Source organism: Flavobacterium procerum (assembly GCF_042431625.1).
In the GTDB taxonomy this organism is placed as follows: domain Bacteria; phylum Bacteroidota; class Bacteroidia; order Flavobacteriales; family Flavobacteriaceae; genus Flavobacterium; species Flavobacterium procerum.
On the sequence record NZ_JBHLYW010000007.1, the window covers coordinates 578,830 to 596,512 of the forward strand.

Annotated in this window: 20 protein-coding genes; 7 read left to right on the plus strand and 13 right to left on the minus strand. The window is 32.7% G+C overall.

Features of this window, described 5'->3' with window-relative positions; all coding sequences use genetic code 11:
- Positions 1-72: 72 nt before the first annotated feature.
- The 5 genes from ACFFLS_RS08105 to ACFFLS_RS08125 form a co-directional block, all read right to left on the minus strand.
- Positions 73-705: a 3'-5' exonuclease gene (locus ACFFLS_RS08105; RefSeq protein WP_379686031.1), complete on the minus strand. Its 633-nt coding sequence runs from the start codon at positions 703-705 to the stop codon at positions 73-75.
- Positions 705-2,624 (minus strand): DUF294 nucleotidyltransferase-like domain-containing protein, encoded by a 1,920-nt coding sequence (locus tag ACFFLS_RS08110; protein ID WP_379686032.1) that lies wholly within the window; start codon positions 2,622-2,624, stop codon positions 705-707. Before ACFFLS_RS08110 ends, ACFFLS_RS08105 begins: the two co-directional genes overlap by 1 nt.
- A gap of 143 nt (positions 2,625-2,767) precedes the next feature.
- Entirely contained in the window at positions 2,768-3,139 is a 372-nt protein-coding gene (locus ACFFLS_RS08115) for a DNA topoisomerase IV (protein WP_379686033.1), read from the minus strand.
- Between the two features lie 165 nt (positions 3,140-3,304).
- On the minus strand, positions 3,305-3,880 hold the full coding sequence (locus tag ACFFLS_RS08120; RefSeq protein ID WP_379686034.1) for a DUF1572 family protein: 576 nt from the start codon (positions 3,878-3,880) through the stop codon (positions 3,305-3,307).
- 11 nt (positions 3,881-3,891) lie between these two features.
- A complete protein-coding gene (locus tag ACFFLS_RS08125; RefSeq protein ID WP_379686035.1) occupies positions 3,892-4,242 on the minus strand; it encodes a winged helix-turn-helix transcriptional regulator in 351 nt (116 codons plus the stop codon).
- A 131-nt stretch (positions 4,243-4,373) separates the two neighbouring features.
- Here ACFFLS_RS08125 and ACFFLS_RS08130 point away from each other — a divergent pair, with 131 nt between their 5' ends.
- The gene (locus ACFFLS_RS08130) at positions 4,374-5,177 is read left to right on the plus strand and encodes a DNA alkylation repair protein (protein ID WP_379686036.1); all 804 of its coding nucleotides are present in this window, start codon (positions 4,374-4,376) and stop codon (positions 5,175-5,177) included.
- A 66-nt stretch (positions 5,178-5,243) separates the two neighbouring features.
- Here ACFFLS_RS08130 and ACFFLS_RS08135 read toward each other — a convergent pair whose 3' ends face one another.
- From ACFFLS_RS08135 to murQ, 5 genes are all read right to left on the minus strand, one after another.
- A complete protein-coding gene (locus ACFFLS_RS08135) occupies positions 5,244-5,816 on the minus strand; it encodes a pentapeptide repeat-containing protein (RefSeq protein ID WP_379686037.1) in 573 nt (190 codons plus the stop codon).
- A complete protein-coding gene (locus tag ACFFLS_RS08140; protein WP_379686038.1) occupies positions 5,804-6,118 on the minus strand; it encodes a type II toxin-antitoxin system RelE/ParE family toxin in 315 nt (104 codons plus the stop codon). The genes ACFFLS_RS08135 and ACFFLS_RS08140 overlap by 13 nt, the downstream gene beginning before the upstream one ends.
- Positions 6,103-6,333 (minus strand): hypothetical protein, encoded by a 231-nt coding sequence (locus tag ACFFLS_RS08145; RefSeq protein ID WP_379686039.1) that lies wholly within the window; start codon positions 6,331-6,333, stop codon positions 6,103-6,105. The genes ACFFLS_RS08140 and ACFFLS_RS08145 overlap by 16 nt, the downstream gene beginning before the upstream one ends.
- A 27-nt stretch (positions 6,334-6,360) precedes the next feature.
- Positions 6,361-6,582 carry a DUF6095 family protein gene (locus ACFFLS_RS08150; RefSeq protein WP_379686040.1) on the minus strand — a complete coding sequence of 74 codons (222 nt, stop codon included), beginning with the start codon at positions 6,580-6,582 and terminating at the stop codon, positions 6,361-6,363.
- 149 nt (positions 6,583-6,731) lie between these two features.
- Positions 6,732-7,544 carry an N-acetylmuramic acid 6-phosphate etherase gene (gene murQ / locus ACFFLS_RS08155; RefSeq protein ID WP_379686042.1) on the minus strand — a complete coding sequence of 271 codons (813 nt, stop codon included), beginning with the start codon at positions 7,542-7,544 and terminating at the stop codon, positions 6,732-6,734.
- 167 nt (positions 7,545-7,711) lie between these two features.
- Between murQ and ACFFLS_RS08160 the strand changes: the two genes are divergently transcribed.
- The 3 genes from ACFFLS_RS08160 to ACFFLS_RS08170 all read left to right on the plus strand — a co-directional run bounded on the left by ACFFLS_RS08160 (position 7,712) and on the right by ACFFLS_RS08170 (position 12,637).
- Positions 7,712-8,854: a helix-turn-helix domain-containing protein gene (locus tag ACFFLS_RS08160; protein ID WP_379686043.1), complete on the plus strand. Its 1,143-nt coding sequence runs from the start codon at positions 7,712-7,714 to the stop codon at positions 8,852-8,854.
- A 94-nt stretch (positions 8,855-8,948) separates the two neighbouring features.
- A complete protein-coding gene (locus ACFFLS_RS08165; RefSeq protein WP_379686044.1) occupies positions 8,949-10,094 on the plus strand; it encodes a helix-turn-helix domain-containing protein in 1,146 nt (381 codons plus the stop codon).
- A 155-nt stretch (positions 10,095-10,249) separates the two neighbouring features.
- Positions 10,250-12,637: a TonB-dependent receptor domain-containing protein gene (locus ACFFLS_RS08170; RefSeq protein ID WP_379686045.1), complete on the plus strand. Its 2,388-nt coding sequence runs from the start codon at positions 10,250-10,252 to the stop codon at positions 12,635-12,637.
- A gap of 72 nt (positions 12,638-12,709) precedes the next feature.
- Here the strand turns inward: ACFFLS_RS08170 and ACFFLS_RS08175 are convergent, their stop codons facing one another.
- Positions 12,710-13,378, minus strand: a complete 669-nt coding sequence (locus ACFFLS_RS08175; protein ID WP_379686046.1) for a ZIP family metal transporter — start codon at positions 13,376-13,378, stop codon at positions 12,710-12,712.
- A gap of 93 nt (positions 13,379-13,471) precedes the next feature.
- Positions 13,472-14,236: a class I SAM-dependent methyltransferase gene (locus tag ACFFLS_RS08180; RefSeq protein ID WP_379686047.1), complete on the minus strand. Its 765-nt coding sequence runs from the start codon at positions 14,234-14,236 to the stop codon at positions 13,472-13,474.
- 149 nt (positions 14,237-14,385) lie between these two features.
- On the opposite strand from ACFFLS_RS08180, the gene ACFFLS_RS08185 reads away from it, so the two are divergent.
- The 3 genes from ACFFLS_RS08185 to ACFFLS_RS08195 all read left to right on the plus strand — a co-directional run bounded on the left by ACFFLS_RS08185 (position 14,386) and on the right by ACFFLS_RS08195 (position 16,676).
- Positions 14,386-15,549 (plus strand): THUMP domain-containing class I SAM-dependent RNA methyltransferase, encoded by a 1,164-nt coding sequence (locus tag ACFFLS_RS08185; protein WP_379686048.1) that lies wholly within the window; start codon positions 14,386-14,388, stop codon positions 15,547-15,549.
- 186 nt (positions 15,550-15,735) lie between these two features.
- On the plus strand, positions 15,736-15,972 hold the full coding sequence (locus ACFFLS_RS08190; RefSeq protein ID WP_091491243.1) for a hypothetical protein: 237 nt from the start codon (positions 15,736-15,738) through the stop codon (positions 15,970-15,972).
- Positions 15,973-15,983: 11 nt separating this feature from the next.
- Entirely contained in the window at positions 15,984-16,676 is a 693-nt protein-coding gene (locus ACFFLS_RS08195) for an aspartate/glutamate racemase family protein (RefSeq protein ID WP_379686049.1), read from the plus strand.
- A 58-nt stretch (positions 16,677-16,734) separates the two neighbouring features.
- Here the strand turns inward: ACFFLS_RS08195 and ACFFLS_RS08200 are convergent, their stop codons facing one another.
- Positions 16,735-17,673, minus strand: a complete 939-nt coding sequence (locus tag ACFFLS_RS08200; protein ID WP_379686050.1) for an XAC2610-related protein — start codon at positions 17,671-17,673, stop codon at positions 16,735-16,737.
- Positions 17,674-17,683: the final 10 nt, after the last annotated feature.

Consider the following 17,683-nt stretch of genomic DNA (forward strand, 5'->3'; position numbering starts at 1 on the left):
AATTGTAAGTCTTGTATTATGAAATGGTAAATTAAAGGTTTTGAATGTAAATTTAAGACTCATAAAAAAATCTTAAAGAGGTTTGAAAAGTTGATTTAGATTAACCGCTTTCTTCTCTTTCAGCTTCTTAACGATTTTCAAAAATGCTATAGCAGTTATATAGGCATCACCCAAAGCGGTGTGTCTGTCTTTTTTTGAAATATCAAATTTATCTGCTAAATCGTCTAAGGTGTAATGATCTTTTCGTTCAAACAAATGAGACTGAATTAAAGTTTTTTTATACAAATAAGCGGTGTCTAAACGATGATTTTTTAATTCAGGAAGACCATTTCTTTCCAATGCCCTATTAATCATAGTCACATCAAAAATGGTATGATGGGCGATGATTATTGAATCGCCAAGAAATTCTAGGAACTGTTGTAAAGCCTCAAGTTCGCTAGGACGCTTTACAAGCAAATCTTTCAAAATACCGTGAATTTGTGCCGTTGATTTATCGTAATGCTCTTGTTCAAGATAGACTTCAAAACTGTCTTGAACATTTATAATTCCGTTTTGAAGCACAAGAGCGCCAATACATAACATGCGGTCATTATCGTAATCAAAACCTGTCGTTTCGGTGTCCAGAACCACAAATCTTGTTTCTTCGATGGTCGTATTTTCATCAAAAAAATCTTCTTCTTTCTTCCAAAAATTAAATAAACTCATTATACTAGATTTGAGATATTAAAACGTACTGAGATTAATTCCTGAAGCTCTTTAATAGTTTTAAAAGTACGTTTCAGTTTAATTTTCTCCATTTTGGTTAAAGATTCCAATTCGATAAACTGGCCAGAATCATGATGCAAAAGACCTTGTTTGGTTCTGAATTTCAATAATGCTTTAAAAGAATACGAACAAGACAAATACAACTCTCTATTATTAGACTCCAATTCAGCTAATTTTTCAAATCGTTCAGCCGTATTGCTGATTCCTTTGATTGAATGTGATAAAATCAAAACTCGCGCAGCATCGGTCAAAGGCATCAAAGCTCTTCGTTTGATATCGAAATTATCCTTATTGGCACCATCTTGTTCTACCAAAAACTGTCTAAAGAAACCAGTAGGCGAAGGGCTTTGTAAAGCGCCACTCACTAAATGCATATAGAAAATAGGGTTGACTTTTATGGTCTCAAAAATATAATCAGACAACTGACTTACAATTTCTGTATCGCCATATGTCGCGCTGTAGTCAAAGAAAATAAATGACAGTAAAACTTCATTCTTGCCCGGATTGGTAATCCAGTATTTTACTTGTTCTTTCCACTCGTCTAGGCTCATGCACCATTTTGGGTTCGAAGCCATCATTTCGGCCGGGCAGTAATCGTAGCCAATCTCAAAAAGCCCTTTATTGACATGACTCGCTAATTTTAAGAAATAGATTTTAGTTTCATCCCTAAAAACTTCGTTTACATTTTCATAAACAATCGCATTATCCTGATCAGTATGCAGCATTTGTTCGCCTCTTCCTTGACTTCCAAGCGCCAACCAAGTAAACTTTACAGGCGGCGGACTGCTCATTTTCTCTAAACAAATTTCGATAACACGAGTAGTGCAAGCCTCATTAAGTTCGGTAATGATTTTGGTAATCAATGTCATCGGAATATTTTGATCCAAATACCCCTGCAATAACTGCATAATCTGGTTACGGATTGGTTTTATTTCCTTGATTTTTTTGGTACGTTTCAACGCTTTAATCAATACGGCCGGATTGTTTCCTAACGCGACCATAACGTCGTGTTTAGATAAAATTCCAACAGCTTTGGTGTTTACTGTACCGTCTTTTGTTAGGCATAAATGACTGATGTCACTTTTCATCATGGCCATTTGAGCTTCCGTAACAGTCATTTTTTTCGGATACGTAATAACCGGTTTTGTCATGATCGTTTCGGCAGTTGTCGTTATCGGAAAGTCGCCGCTTACGATTTTATTTCGAAGATCTTTGTCTGTCAAAATACCAATCGGAAGCATTTCATCTACAATAAGAATTGCTCCCACTTTTTTCTTGCTCATGATTTTTGCAATATCCTTTACCGTTGTAGAAGGACTACAAGTAACAATTTTCTTTGAATACTTAATCGGAGTTAAATCAAATGAATGATTGCTCGAATGCAGGTTTTCATCTAAAATATCATCTCCGTATAATTTATCTTTATGAATATCCGAATACGGATTTCGCGTATTTGAAGCGTAACTTTCTATCAGGAAATTACCGACATTTCTATTCTCAAGCGCATAAGGCTTAAAAACGGCAATCGGTATAGCGTATAAAATACTTTCTTCATGAGCCGCCGCTTCCATAATATAATTTTCCTGTGCCAATAACGGGCGAAGTCCAAAAATATCGCCTTCGTCGCACATGTCTAAAACGCTATTTTTTGTGCTTTTTTTCAAAGCGACTGCACCTTTATGAACGACATAAAAAGAATCGTGTGTTTTGTCATTTTCAGCAAATATCACAGCATCTTTTTCTTTGTAAATAATAGAAATCTGTTCCGAAAGTTTTTCTAAATCTTTCTGATGCAGAAAATTAAACGGCGGATAATTCTTTAAAAAGTCGGCTACTCTTTGCGAAATGGTATTTTTCATGTGGCTAGATTAAGGTCCTAAAGTACTATTTAAAATAGAAATGTAAAAGAAACACATTATAATAATTTGCCACAAAGGCACAAAGGCACAAAGAAATAAATCCTTGGCGTCTTTGTGCCTTTGTGGCAGAAAAAGTTAACTATTTAATCTACTTTATGAACCGTTCCTCGTTGTTTTTCTTCAGAACCAACCAAACCGAATTCAAAAGTATAAGAATCTTTGGTAGTAGTTAAAATCTTCATGCTGATAGCTTTTTCTTCAGCCATATTTTTTGGATGTTTTTTCTGTAGCACATACTCGCAGTCGCTCACCCAACGAATTGTTGCAGTATCTGTTTTTCCTTCAAAAGTTTCGATTTCGATGTCATCTCTGCGCTCAAAATAAGTAGTTTTTTTAACGCCGTTGACTTCTGTCTCAAATTTGAATTTTCCGGTTTTAAAATCTTTGCAATTGTGTTCGGCATTATAGCACGATACCAAAGCCAGAACAGGAAATAAGAATATAATTTTTTTCATTTTAATTAGTTGTTTTTTAGGAGCTAATCCCGCTGTCCGCTGTATTCCCGATAAACAAAAACTACGGCTAAAAAGCCTTGTTTTTCTAAATCGGGAGATGTCGCTACCATCGAGGCTAGGAGTATCATTTCCAAAAGATTGTTTCGTCTTGATTAGATGAAATGATTATTTCAATCTCTTTAATTCATCGTCAGTAAAGTTCTTAATTTCTTTTTCTTTGGCAAACTTTTCAGCATTGTAATTTCCCGATTTATTCTTTGGAATCGACAAGCTATTCCATTCGCTGTTTTTCAATTGTTTGGCATAAAAAACAATCTGTCCGACATGATAAGGATAATGCGCCAATTGACGATTGATGGCTTCAATGACCGTATGCCCTTCATTTCGAATATAAATAATATCCGAAAGTTGCTCGGGTTTTAGACTTTCAAGCGCATTTTCGAGACAATTCCAACCTTTATTCCAAACTTCTAGAACTTCTTCTTTAGATTGCAAATCATTTTCAAATTCGGCATCACGGTTTCGCCATTCTTTCTCGCCGTCAGAAGTCAGGAAATTGGTCCAACGCGAAAGCATATTTCCCGAAATGTGTTTTACAATCGTTGCAATGCTGTTGGTATCTTCATTAAAAGATGCAAAAAGCTGTGAAGGTTCGAGTTGATCGATTGCCTTTTCGCCAAGCATTTTATAATACAAAAACTGTTTTTTAACGCTTTCTAGATAAGATTCATGCGTTTTCATGATTTGCTATTTTAAGATTGAAGTCCAATTTTGTTGTCCCGAAGTAATATTTCCCCCCAATCATTTAGTTTCCAAAGAATTTCGACTAATTGTTTTCCCGTTTCGGTCAGAGAGTATTCAACTCGTGGCGGAAGCTCATTAAAAGATTGTTTGATCAATATGCCATCTTCGACCATTTCGTTTAATTGCTGATTTAAAACACGTCGATCGACTTTTGCAATGCCTCTTAAAAATTCGCTTGGTCTTTTTTTTCCATCATTAATCTGCCACACAATTGGAATTTTCCATTTTCCGCTAATTGTATTGACGGCAATTTCTAATGGACAAATTTTATTTTCGGTGTTTCGTTCCTTTGTTTGCATAAAATTGACTTTTATTTCCCTATGGGATAAAAATATGCGGTATTGCCAGTGTTGGCAGGCTTTCCGATATTTACAAAAATAATCAAAATTTTAAGTCGAATGAATGATTTAGCCAATCAAATTGAAAGACAATGAAAGAAGTAAAACGTAAAGGAGCAAGATCGATAAAAGATATTTCCGCAGTTATTTTGGAACAGCTCAATAATGGCGAAATTGAGACAGCAAATTTAATTGAATGGCTTGCGGTGAATCAAACCAAGCTTTTAGAAAATGTATTGAAAGAGTCTAATCGAATGAACTATCTAGAACCCATTTTAACAGATATCAGCAATTTAAAAAAACAAACCGTAAATACCATAAATGAGGCAATAGGAACAGGAATATTGACAGAATCAATTCTTAATAATGATGCTGAAATACTTTCGATAATTTCAAAACATAAATCGGATTTGGTGCGATGTTGGTCTGCTTATACCATTGGGAAAAAAGAAGAGCTGACAATTGAAGAAATGTTACAGCAAATTCAGTTTCTGTCAGCCGACAAACATTTTGGTGTAAGAGAAATTTCATGGCTGGCAGTAAGACCAAATATTTCAAATAATTTAGAAAAAAGCCTTGAAATTTTATTGAAATGGACTTCCAATGAAGACGAAAATATCAGACGTTTTGCAACTGAAGCAACAAGACCAAGAGGAGTTTGGTGCGAACATATTGAAAAATTGAAAAAAGAACCAGAATTAGGTTTAAAGATTTTAAATGCTTTAAAATCAGATTCTTCCAAATACGTTCAGGACAGTGTTGGCAACTGGCTCAATGATGCCAGTAAAACAAGACCAGATTTTGTAAAAGATTTATGTGAAAAATGGAAAAAAGAAAGTCAAACAAAAGAAACGCTTTATATTATTAAAAAAGCATTGCGAACAATTGAAAAGTAGTTTTTTTAGCCACGAATTACACGAATTTTATCTTCAAATAATTCGTGTAATTCGTGGCTAAAAAAACTATACAATTTTAATGTCATATTTATCCAAAAGCCCGACAATTCCTTCTGTCGAAAACTGTGCTTTTTTCATCGGATTAAATTCAGGATCAATTTTATAATTGTAAGCCGTTTTAAAATTGACTCCAGCTAATTGTGTTTCGTTAAAAATAGCACCATCAAGATTGCAATTATCAAAAACGGAACTCGTTAAGTTGGTTCCGATAAAAGTTACTTCTCTTACTGAAGAATTGATGAACTTGGTTTTTGGCATTTTTTTGTTCGAAAATAAAGCGTAATCTAAAGTGCAATCTTCAAAATAAACCTGAAATAAGAAATCGTCACATTCATTAAAAGCGATTCCGAGAAGTTTGCAGTTTTTAAAAGTGACATTCTTTAAACTCGTTCCTGCCAGACTGGTCATAGACAAATTACAGTCAATAAACTCGCAGTCTAAAAAAGTATTGGAATTAAAATTGCTATTCGAAAAATCACAGTTTTTAAAAACACAGTCTTCAAACTCGCGATTGTTTATTTTTTTGTCGATATAAACAACTTTCTCAAATGTCTTCTGAATGTGAATTAGGCTTTCCATGAATGTTTTTTCGGTTTTTGTGCATTGTGACGCACTCGAAGTATATAGATAGATTCTTCTGTTATTTGATAAGAAACAGCATAATCGTAAACAGAATAAACTCTAAAACTCCCATCATTATTGGTTTTTTGTTTATCAAATTTATAGATTTCAGGCTGTGTTTTTAGTATTTCAGTACTATCGAAAATAGTATTGACCACTTTGTCAGCAATAGTGAGGGATTTGCTTTCAAAGAAAATGTAAAAATGAATATCTTCTAAATGGTTTAAAGCATTGCTTGACCAAATTATTTTCTTCCCCATTTTTTTGCAATTTCTTTAGCTTCATCTTCGGTATAAAAATTGCCTTTTTTTATATTATCTAAGGCATTTTCAATATCCATATTATAAGATGCATCTGAATCAATTGTGGTATTATTTATTGATTGTAGAAGATGTTTAAGTTTTTCAACAAAAGAAGGATCTTTTACTTTATCAATCTCTTGATGAATCCAGTTTATTTCTGCTTGTATATCCATAATAAAGAATTTTAGTAAAGATACGAATTAGTCATTAAATATACCTTTCATAATGATTTTCAATCCTAAAAAGATCAAAAACATTGAACCAAGGCAAGCCACAATTCCGATTCCTAAAACCAAATAATGCCAGTTGGTATGCTGATTTTGAAATGCGTTGTAAATTAATGAAGGACCAATAAACATTAACGGTAGTGCGCCAGTTAAATATTTTATTCCTTTCATCAGTAATTGTTTGTTTGTTGCCATGTTTTTTGTTTCAAGTTTCAAGTTTCAGGTTTCAAGTCGTTTGGCTTGTGTTTAATCGCAAGGTTCGCAAAGCTTTGAAAATAACTTGCGAACCTTGCGTAAACCTTAGCGTGCTTTGCGGTTAAACTAAACAATAAAGCAAAATACTTTTATTTTTTATAATTATCTACAGCATTTCTTACGCTGCCGTATTTCTTTAATAATTCAGATGCTTCTTCATACGAAACCGGAATTTCTCCCATAATCATTTTTACACCTCGGTCAACAAGTTTGATGTTGCTTAACTGCATGTCAACCATTTTGTTGCCTTTTACTTTTCCGAGTTGAATCATCGATGCGGTCGAAATCATGTTTAAGACCAATTTCTGTGCTGTTCCGGCTTTCATTCTTGAACTTCCGGTTACAAATTCTGGTCCCACAACAACCTCGATAGGGAATTTCGCTGTTAATGCCAACGGACTTCCAGCATTATTTGTGATGCATCCTGTTACAATATTGTTTGCATTACAGGTTTCTAAACCGCCGATAACATAAGGAGTAGTTCCAGAAGCCGCAATTCCGATTACAATATCGTTCTGATTGATGTTGTGTGCCTGTAAGTCAATCCAGGCCTGAGTTGCATTGTCTTCGGCATTTTCTACTGCACGACGTATCGCAGTATCGCCACCGGCAATAATACCGTTTACCAAATCAAACGGAACACCAAAAGTCGGCGGGCATTCTGAAGCGTCAACAACACCCAAACGGCCAGATGTTCCGGCACCAATATAAAAAATACGGCCGCCCAATTTTAAGTTTGCAACAGTTTGTGTTACCAAAGCTTCGATTTGCGGTAATGCTTTTTCGACAGCCAAAGGAACAGTTTTGTCTTCGTTGTTAATATTGGTCAGCAGTTCGTTAACTGACATTTTTTCTAAATGCTCGTATTTTGAAGATTGTTCGGTTGTTTTTGTAAAGGCCATTTTTTGTTGAAATAGTGATGTTCCAAAATTACTCTTTTTTATGGCAATCCTGTAAACTATGCAGATTAAAAAAACTTTTTTCTGTGATTCTTTTAAGGGAGATTACTTTCTATATTTCGTATTAAAAAATCTAAAATATTATATTTGTTGAAATATTAAAAAGATAAATGGATAAACTAGTTTTTTTGGATAGTGTTGCCCGCATTGCTGTCTTTGTTTCGTTATTACTTGCACTTTCTTTACTTACGGTAAAAACGGAAAATAAATTAGCTAATAGACTATTTGCTTGTTTTATTATTTTTTCTGCCATTGATTTCAGCGGACTTTTAGATTATTCACTTCCTTTGGAATATGTAAATGTAGATTTTTTCAGAAGCACTGTGTGTTTACTGGAAATGCCTTTAATTTATCTGTATGTTTTAGCGGTTTGTTATTCAGATTTTCGTTTAAAATGGAAGCATTTGATTTATGCACTTCCTTTTATTGTTATGAATTTTGTTTTAATGCCGAGGGTTTATCTGGAATCTGGCGTTGAGAAACAACATGTCTTAAATCATTTCAATGAAATGTTTGAGATTTACTTTTTTCAGATTTTAATCGAATTCCAATATTGGTTTTATATTATCAGTATATTTTTGATTTTAAGAAAATACAAAAGAATTTATCTCGAAAATTATACCAACCCAAGTGCTTCTACTTATAAATGGCTTTTTCAGATGAATTGTGTTTTTTTAATAATGCACTCTATTACGGCTTCAAAAAATCTATTGCGTTATACTGCGTCTCGAGATATTTTTCTTTGGGGAAATGTTCTTATGGTTCTTATGGCCTTATGTGTTATATGCTGGTTTGTCATGAAAGCATTAAATCATCCGGAACTTTTTAGAGGAGTTAATTCTAAGTTGAAACTAACAAAAGATATTCTTCCGGAAGTAGAGGAAAAATCAGAACCTATCAATACGCAAAACGATTTGATAAACAATCAGATTGAAATATTGAAACTATATATGAGTGAAAAAGAGCCATTTCTTGATCCTTCATTGACCATACAAGAACTTAGTAATCAAATTAATATTCCGGTTCGAGATTTGTCTATTTTGATTAATCATCATATGAACCAACATTTCTTTGATTTTGTGAATGAATATCGTATTCAGAAAGCAATGCATATTTTAAAAGATCCAACTAAAAATGAGTTTACGGTTTTAGAAATCCTATATGAAGTTGGTTTTAATTCGAAATCTTCCTTTAATACTTCTTTCAAAAAATATACAAATGTAACTCCGACCGCTTATCGAAATGCTTCGTAGTAAAGTTTTTACTCACTTCTTTGACAGGATGTTTCTTTTTTGAAATAATGCCAAAAAATCTAAAATAGTATATTTGTTAAATAATAAAAAAGGAATGAATATAGTAAGCTTTTTAACGGGTATGGCCGGATTGTCAGTTTTTGTTTCCTTATTGCTGGCCTTTTTCTTGCTCACTGTGCAAACAAAAAATAAACTGGCAAATAGGCTTTTTGCTTGTTATTTGATATTTTTTGCCATTGACAACAGTGGTATTTTTATTGACGAAAACTTCATTAGAAATAATTTTAATTTAGAATTTTTCAGATGGACAATTTGTGCTCTAATACTGCCTGCTTTTTACTTGTATATAGTGTCTGTTTGTTTTGCAGATTTTCGATTAAAGCCAAAACATCTGGTGCATATAATTCCGTTTATCATTACAAATACCGTTTTTTTGGTCAGGCTTTATTTTTTAGATGATGCGCAGCAAACACTTTTTTACGAACATCGAGATCAATCTCCAGAAATGTCATATCTGTTTTTGGTTTTAGGTTTACAAACTATATTGTATAGTATAGGAGTATTTTTGGTTTTAAAAAAGTACAGAGCAATATATCAGGAAAATTACACCAATCCGCGAACTTCTATTTTTAAGTGGCTGTTTCAAATGGCCATGGCACTCTTTGTTTTGTATTACTTATCGATTATTAAGAATATTGTGCGTTATGCCAATATTGATTATTTATGGATTTGGTCCAATACGATATTGCAATTTCTAGTTTTGGCGGTAACCTGCTGGTTTGTTTTGAAAGCTTTAAATTATCCTGAACTTTTTAGAGGAATCGATTCTAAATTGGAATTGGCAAGAGATATCGTTCCTAAAGAAAATAAAGATATTCTAGGAACTAAAGGCAATCAAGAAGAAGCTATTACAAAACAGATTTTGGCACTTAAAAATTACATGACAGAAAAAGAACCTTTTCTGGATCCGTCACTTACCATTCAGGAACTTTCTAATCAAATAGACATTCCCGTTCGTGATTTATCAATTCTCATTAACCATCATATTGATCAGCATTTTTTTGATTTTGTGAATGAATATCGCATTCAAAAAGCCATGAATATTTTAAAAAATCCTTTAAAAAGCGATTTGACGGTTTTAGAAATATTGTACGAAGTAGGTTTCAATTCAAAATCTTCGTTTAATACTTATTTTAAAAAATACACAAATTTAACTCCGACAGCTTATAGAAACACTTGAAAATAAGTGTTTTGAAAAAAGTCGTACTTCATGCCTAATAAAGTCGAACCAATTTCTTTAACAGAAAATGGTTCGACTTTTTTTTGTCGGTCGCATAGCGAGAATTTCTAAGGCAACTTTGCTTCAAATTAATCGAACAAGTAAAATTAGAAATCATGAAAAAGTCAAATGTCCTTATTTTTTTATTACTGCCTTTGTTTTGTCTAGCGCAGTCAACGGTGAAACTAAAAGGAAAAGTTTCAAGTCAAACTGCATTATTAGAATGGGCAGATGTTTCAATCTTAGATTCAGAAGGAAAAATTATCGACGGCACTACAACTCAAAAAGACGGAGTTTTTGAATTAAGCCTTAAAAAAGGGATTTATAAATTAGAAATAACTCTTTTAGGTTTTGCAGAATATAAAAATAAAATTGATATTGAAAGAGATACCGATTTAGGTACCATTACTTTGATAGAAAATACAACCAATTTGGGAGAAGTTGTCATTCAGTCCAGAAAAAATACGATTGAACAAAAAATAGATCGATTGGTTTATAATCCAGAAAATAATGCAACAACTGCGGGAGGAGATGCTTTGAGTGCCATAAATACAGCGCCTGGAGTTGTAGTAAAAAATAATGCCATTACTATATTAGGAAAAGGAGTTTCGAGAGTGATGATTGATGGAAGAATGATTGAATTAACGGGAGAAGAGCTGAATAACTACCTAAAATCGATTTCGGCAAGTGATATTAAAAATATTGAAATTATAAGTAATCCGTCTGCAAAATATGAAGCTGAAGGAGATGGAGGATTGATTAATGTGATAATGAAAAAAGGTGCTCGTGATTCTTGGAAAAATACAACAACAGCTTCGTACGATCAAAACAAATATGGAATTTATACTCTAAGAAATAATTTCTTTTACAATAAAAATAAGTTTCGATTCTCGGCCAGTATTAACGGAAAAGCGGGTTACAGAAGCATTAAAGAATCGTTGGATATGTATTTTGATGAAGGGCCTTCAAAGATGAAAGCTAACACAAAATTAAATGAAGAAAACCTCTCTGGAAAAATAGCTTTAGATTATGATTTTTCTGAAAAAACAACCATTGGCTTTCAAATTTTAAAAGATAAAAGCAATCCAGATTTTGACACAGATATTAGAATTAACAATTATAATGCTCAAAATGAGTTAAATAATTATATTCTTAATGAAAGTTTTTTAGACCGAAAATCTGGTAATCAGACCTATAATTTGCATTTGATTACAAAACTTGATTCGCTAAACCGCAAATTATCATTTGATGCTGATTATTTTAGTTACAACTCAAAATTTGATCGAGATTTTATCGCGAATAATTATGCAGCAGACGGAACTTTTGTTGATGTAAATCAGTCAGGAAGAAATCTTTCGAATCAGGATATTGACAACGTGAGTTTTAAGGCAGATATGGAACACCCGCTTCAAGCGTTAAATCTATCGTATGGCGCCAAAATGAGTTTTACAAAAAGTAAGAGTAATGTCGTTTTTTACAATACGATTACAGGAACGCCAGAATTAGATTCTAATCAAACCAATCAATTTAGATACACAGAAAATAATCAGGCGGTTTATATTAACGCAGATAAAAAGATTAATGAAAAATGGAATTTGCAATTGGGATTGCGTTTAGAAAATACGCAGACAAAAGGTTTTTCTGAAACGTTGAATCAAGAAACCATCAATAACTATTTTAAGCTGTTTCCGACCTTTTTTGCTGCTTATCAGAAAAATGAAAACAATAGTTTTAGTTTCAATTATGGAAAGAGAATCCGCAGACCTGGTTTTTCGATGCTGAATCCTTTTAGAGTTTACATTAGCAGTAATAGTTATTCAGAAGGAAATCCGTTTTTGAAACCTTCTTTTAGTGATAATTTTGAATTGGCGCATTCGTATAAAAAAATATTGAGAACAAGTATTTTCCTAAATTCGATTACAGATGGTTATGGCGTGATATTTACCTCAAATCCAGAAACGATGACACAGATTATTTCAAGAGAAAATTATTTTAAAGGTCTTAATTACGGAATTGGTGAGACTTACTCGGTTAGTTTTGCAGATTGGTGGGAAAGTGAAAATTCATTATATCTTTTAGGTTCAGACCTTAAATTTATAAAAGATATTAATGCCAAGCCTGTAAACGGTTTTCAGCTTGATTTTTCTACCAATAATACTTTCTTATTAGGTAAAACGACTAAACTGCAACTTGATTTTAATTATACATCGCCTTATAAAAGCGGTTTGTATGATACAGGTTACACATCAAGTTTAAACATTGGTTTTAAACAGGATTTGTTGAATAAAGCAATGCAGATTTCCTTTTTGATAAATGATATTTTTTATACTTCTTATTTAAAAAATGATGTTTCGATTGTAAATGGCGTAAAACAAGTTTACAGTCAAAAAGAAAGTAACCGATTTGCTCGTTTAACGGTGGTTTACAATTTTGGAAATAATAAAATCAATGTAAAAGATCGCGCTTTTGGAAATCAGGATGAGAAGAAGAGAACGGGGAATTAATTAGAAAATCAGATAATTTGTCAATTAGATAATTATCTCATTATCAAATTGACAAATTATCTAATTTATTTATTATAAAAAGTATGCTAATAAAATTCCAAGAACAATCATAGAAACTTTGGCGATGTTGAATTTATGTCCTTCACTGCTTTCAAAAATAATAGTAGATGAAATATGGAATAAAATACCAATTACAATGGCTGTAATTTCGGTGTAATAATCATTTAAAAAGGCTAGATACTCAGATGCAATTGTGCCAAGCGGTGTCATGATGGCGAAAACCAGCATAAAAGCAAAAATGGCTTTTTTGTTTAAATCGGCATTGATGAAAAATGTGGTTAGAATTACAGCAATCGGCAAATGATGAATGGCAATTCCGATGGCTAAATCATGATGATGGCTTACTGGAAATCCTTCTAAAAAGGCATGAATACACAAACTGATAAACAAAAGCCACGGAATTTGAGACATTTTAGCATGTCCGTGAACGTGTCCGTGTTCGGCTCCTTTGGAGAAAAACTCTAAAATGATCTGAAATAAGATTCCGATCATGATAAAAACTCCAATTTTATGATTGTGTGCTGCATAAACTTCTGGAAGTAAATGCATCACGGTTAAAGACAATAAAAAAGAACCACTGAAGGCCAGTAGTAATTTTAAATTGGTTTTGTTTTTTGGTTTTATAAACAAAGCCACACTATATCCTAAAAGTACAGAAAATAAGGGTAATAGATAATTCATCTTTTTGTTTAATCGTTGTTTTGTTTTATCGTTTAATCAATCTTTGTTAGTTTGTTTATTCGTTCAAACAAATTAACGATTTTGCGATTAAAGCTATTTAAAAATCATGATTAATCTTTCACTTTCAGTTTTATGGAATTTTTTGAGTTTGTAATCTCCGAAAATGTCGAGAAGGAAAATTCCGGCTTCGTCCATTAAATCCTGAAAATCTTTTAGTGTTAAGGCTTTTACTTTTTCGGTAAAATGATATTTTCTGCCTTGGTCTTCAAAGTCGATTTCTTTAAAAATATGTCCGTCTTCAACGTATCTTTTAATGTGAAAATCAATTTCATCTACCGTTTTTACTTCTTCGGGAACCAAAGTTTCGATTACGTTTGTTACGTTCATAAAATCGATTACGGCAAAACCATAGTTTGAAAGGCTTTCTTTTATTGCTTTTAAAGTAGTAAGATTATCATCATCGTTTTCGAAATAACCGAAACTGGTAAACAAATTGAAAATGGCATCGAACTTTTCTTCAAAAGGTTCGCGCATGTCATGAACTTTAAAATGCAGGGTTTCGTTGCTGTTTTTACTGGCTTCTGCGATGCTGTTTTCAGACAAATCGGCACCTAAAACATCAAAACCCAACTGATTTAAATAGATAGAATGACGGCCTTTTCCGCAAGCTAAATCCAATACTTTTGCTTTTTCAGGCAAATTCAGATAGTGCGTCAAATTGTCCATGAAAACCTGAGCTTCACGATAATTACGATCCTTATAAAGAATATGGTAATAAGGCGTATCAAACCATGAAGAATACCAGTTTTGATTGTCACCTTCCTGATTCGGAATTGATTCGTTATGCGTTGCAGACATTTATTCTATTTCAATTAATTTAAAGTCCGGCAAATTTAGTGTATTTTTGCCGAAAAATAACTATTTAGCAACGATACATTGTTGCGTTATGTATAGATGCAGAATTGGCATCTTTTAAATTTTAGTTTTTTTTTAATTTAAAAGAAAAGATGGAAGAAAATTTTAAAATGATTGCCAAATGTTTTTTTGGCTTTGAAGAAATATTAGAAAAAGAACTGGTTGCACTTGGAGCTCAGGATGTTGAAAAGGGAGTGAGAATGGTAAGCTTTAAAGGAGATAAAGGTTTTATGTACAAAGCCAATTTATCTCTGCGTACGGCTCTTAAAATCTTAAAACCAATTTATTTTTTTAGAGCAAACAACGAGCAAGCTTTATATAAAGGAATATCGGGTTTAAACTGGTCTAAATATTTAAATGCAAATCAGACTTTTGTAATTGATACAACGGTTCATTCTACTTATTTCAATCATTCTGAATTTGTTTCTCAAAAATGTAAAGATGCTATCGTAGACCAATTTAGAGAAAGAACGGGGCAGCGACCAAGTATCGATAAGCAATATCCAGATTTAAGAATCAATATTCATATCGACAAAGATCAGGTTTCGGTTTCTTTGGATACTTCTGGAAATTCACTTCATCAGCGTGGTTACAGAACAGCTACTAATATTGCTCCGATTAACGAAGTTTTGGCTGCAGGAATTCTGTTGTTGTCAGGATGGGATGGACAAAGTCATTTCTTAGATCCAATGTGCGGTTCGGGAACTTTTCTGACTGAAGCCGCGATGATTGCCTGCAATATTCCGGCAAACATAAACAGAAAGGAATTTGCTTTTGAAAAGTGGAAAGACTGGGACAACGATTTGTTTGATAAAATCATTGACAGTTTAATGAAAAAGACAAGGGAATTTCATTACACCATAAAAGGTTTTGATAAAGCGCCAAGTGCGGTAAGTAAAGCCAAAGACAATATCAGAAATGCCAATTTAGAGGAATATATAAAGGTTTCTGAAGAGAATTTTTTTGATACGGAAAAAGAGACTGAAGGAAAACTTCATATTGTTTTCAATCCGCCTTATGATGAGCGTTTAGATATTCATATGGAAAAATTCTATGCTAATATCGGAGATACGCTAAAGAAAAATTACCCAGGAACAAACGCTTGGTTTATTACAGCAAACCTAGAAGCCTTGAAATTTGTGGGACTAAAACCTTCAAGAAAAATCAAACTTTTCAATGCGAGTTTAGAAGCACGTCTCGTAAAATACGAAATGTACGAAGGAAGCAAAAGAACGAAATTTCAAGTCTCTGAATAGGTGCAAAGGTTCAGAGTTACAAAGGTGCAAAGGAAAAATTCTGTGTCGCTTTTAGGATAAAAACTTTGACCGCAAAAGAATAAAAATATAATTTGTTATTTGTTCAAACAAGCAATTATTAAGATAAGCAAAGGAAAAACCTTTGTTTCTCTGAACCTTTGCAACTTTGAACCTAAAAAAAAATATATGTCAAAACTACAAGTAAGAGCTTTTTTATATCAATTAGGATGTTTTGCAGTCCTATTTTTAGCGTTCCGATTTTTAATCGCCGCTTATACTGGTTTAACTGGAATCTGGATTCCGTTAACTGCTTTTGTAATTGGAACTATTATTGGACCGAAGTTTCAGGCAGCAAGAACTAAAGACGGAGAGAAGCTTTTTATGAAATGGATTTTTATAAAAGGAATTAAAGAAATCGGATAATTTTAGTGCAAATGAAAAAAATCGGACTTATCGGCGGCATCAGCTGGGTTTCAACTTCAGATTATTATACGCTCATCAATAAGGAAATAAACGAGAAACTTGGAGGTCTGAATTTCTCTGAATGTCTTATCTATTCTTTTAATTATGCAGATATTAAAAAAAATAATGATGCCAACGATTGGGATTCGACTTTTAAAATGCTTTTTAAAGGATGTGAATTCCTAAAAGCGGGCGGGGCAGAAGCGATTGTTCTTTGCGCCAATACGATGCACTTAATTGCAGATAAACTCGAAAAAGCCATTGAGCTTCCCGTTATTCATATCGCAGTTGAAACGGCTTTAGAAATACGGAAAAAAAATCTGAAAAAGATAGGATTGTTAGGAACCAAATTTACAATGGAATTGGATTTCTTTAAAGACAAACTTGCCGAAAAAGGAATTGAAGCTATAATTCCAGTTTCAGAAGAAGATAAAGATTTTATTCATTACACTATTTTTGAAGAATTGGGAAGAGGAATCGTAACGGAAGAAACCAAATCACGCTATTTGCAAATCGCCAATGAACTCATTAAAAGCGGTGCAGAAGGAATAATTTTAGGTTGTACGGAAATTCCTTTGGTTATAAAGCCAGAGGATTTAGCAGTACCTATTTTTGATACTACTTTGATACATGCAAAAGCAGCTGTAAATTTTCAGTTGTCTTAGAATAAAACCAATACACAAAAAACAAAGCCATGAACTTAATTAAAATTCATGGCTTTTTTTATTTCTGATATTCTCTAACTTTTACCGATTTGTTGTTTTTGATTTGATATTCAATATAAGTGGTTTTGTCGCTATTCTCATAAGAGATAATTTCTCTTGCAAGATAAAAACTTTTGTTGAACCATTTGTAGTAATGGCTGGAATCATTGCCACTTCCATCTCCTTCATATCGAACAAATTCTTTGTTTTTTTGATCAAAAAACAGGTATTCCAGTTCTTCTAATTTAGTATTTCTTACAAACTGTTTTTTGGTTTTATCATAAATTAAATATAGAAAACTGCCGTCATATTTAATTCGGTCTGGAAAGTAAATAGGGATTTTGATATCCAATAAACCATCAAAATTTAGATCTTCGAATTCGATTTTTCCGATGTTGTCAGATAATACATTATTGAAATTTGAAATTGTTTGTATTTTCTGTTTTTTCGAATCATAAATGTCAAGCTGACTAATTAAGTAATAGTCTGCCAATTGATTGCTGAAATTGGTCGCTTTTCCTTTATGAGGATTGAGTTTATAACTGTAATTTTTCGGATTAAAAGATTGTAAGTCCTCCAGACAACTTAGCGTTGCAGAAAATTGTTTGTCTTTTTTTGCATTTTGCCAATTACCGCTTAATTCATAATTGGCATTGAGTTGCAGAGAAAAACTTCCCGTTATTGTGGGAACATTTCCACTTTTTTTGGGTATGTAAGTGGTTTCAGCAAGCTTTAATTCATTGTTCTTAAAAATTCCTCTTAAAAGAATAGTGTTGTCTTTCCCGCTTTTAACATAATAATAGCTTCCTGATACAGAATCTTTTCCTTGCTGAAAATCAATTGTCATTTCAATAGGATATTTATCTATTTTTCCAGAGAAGTGTAAAGAGGTAGTGACAGTCGTTTTTTGTGCAAAAACAAATTGGCCAAACATAAAAAGAACGAGTAGTTTTTTCATTTCAGAAAAT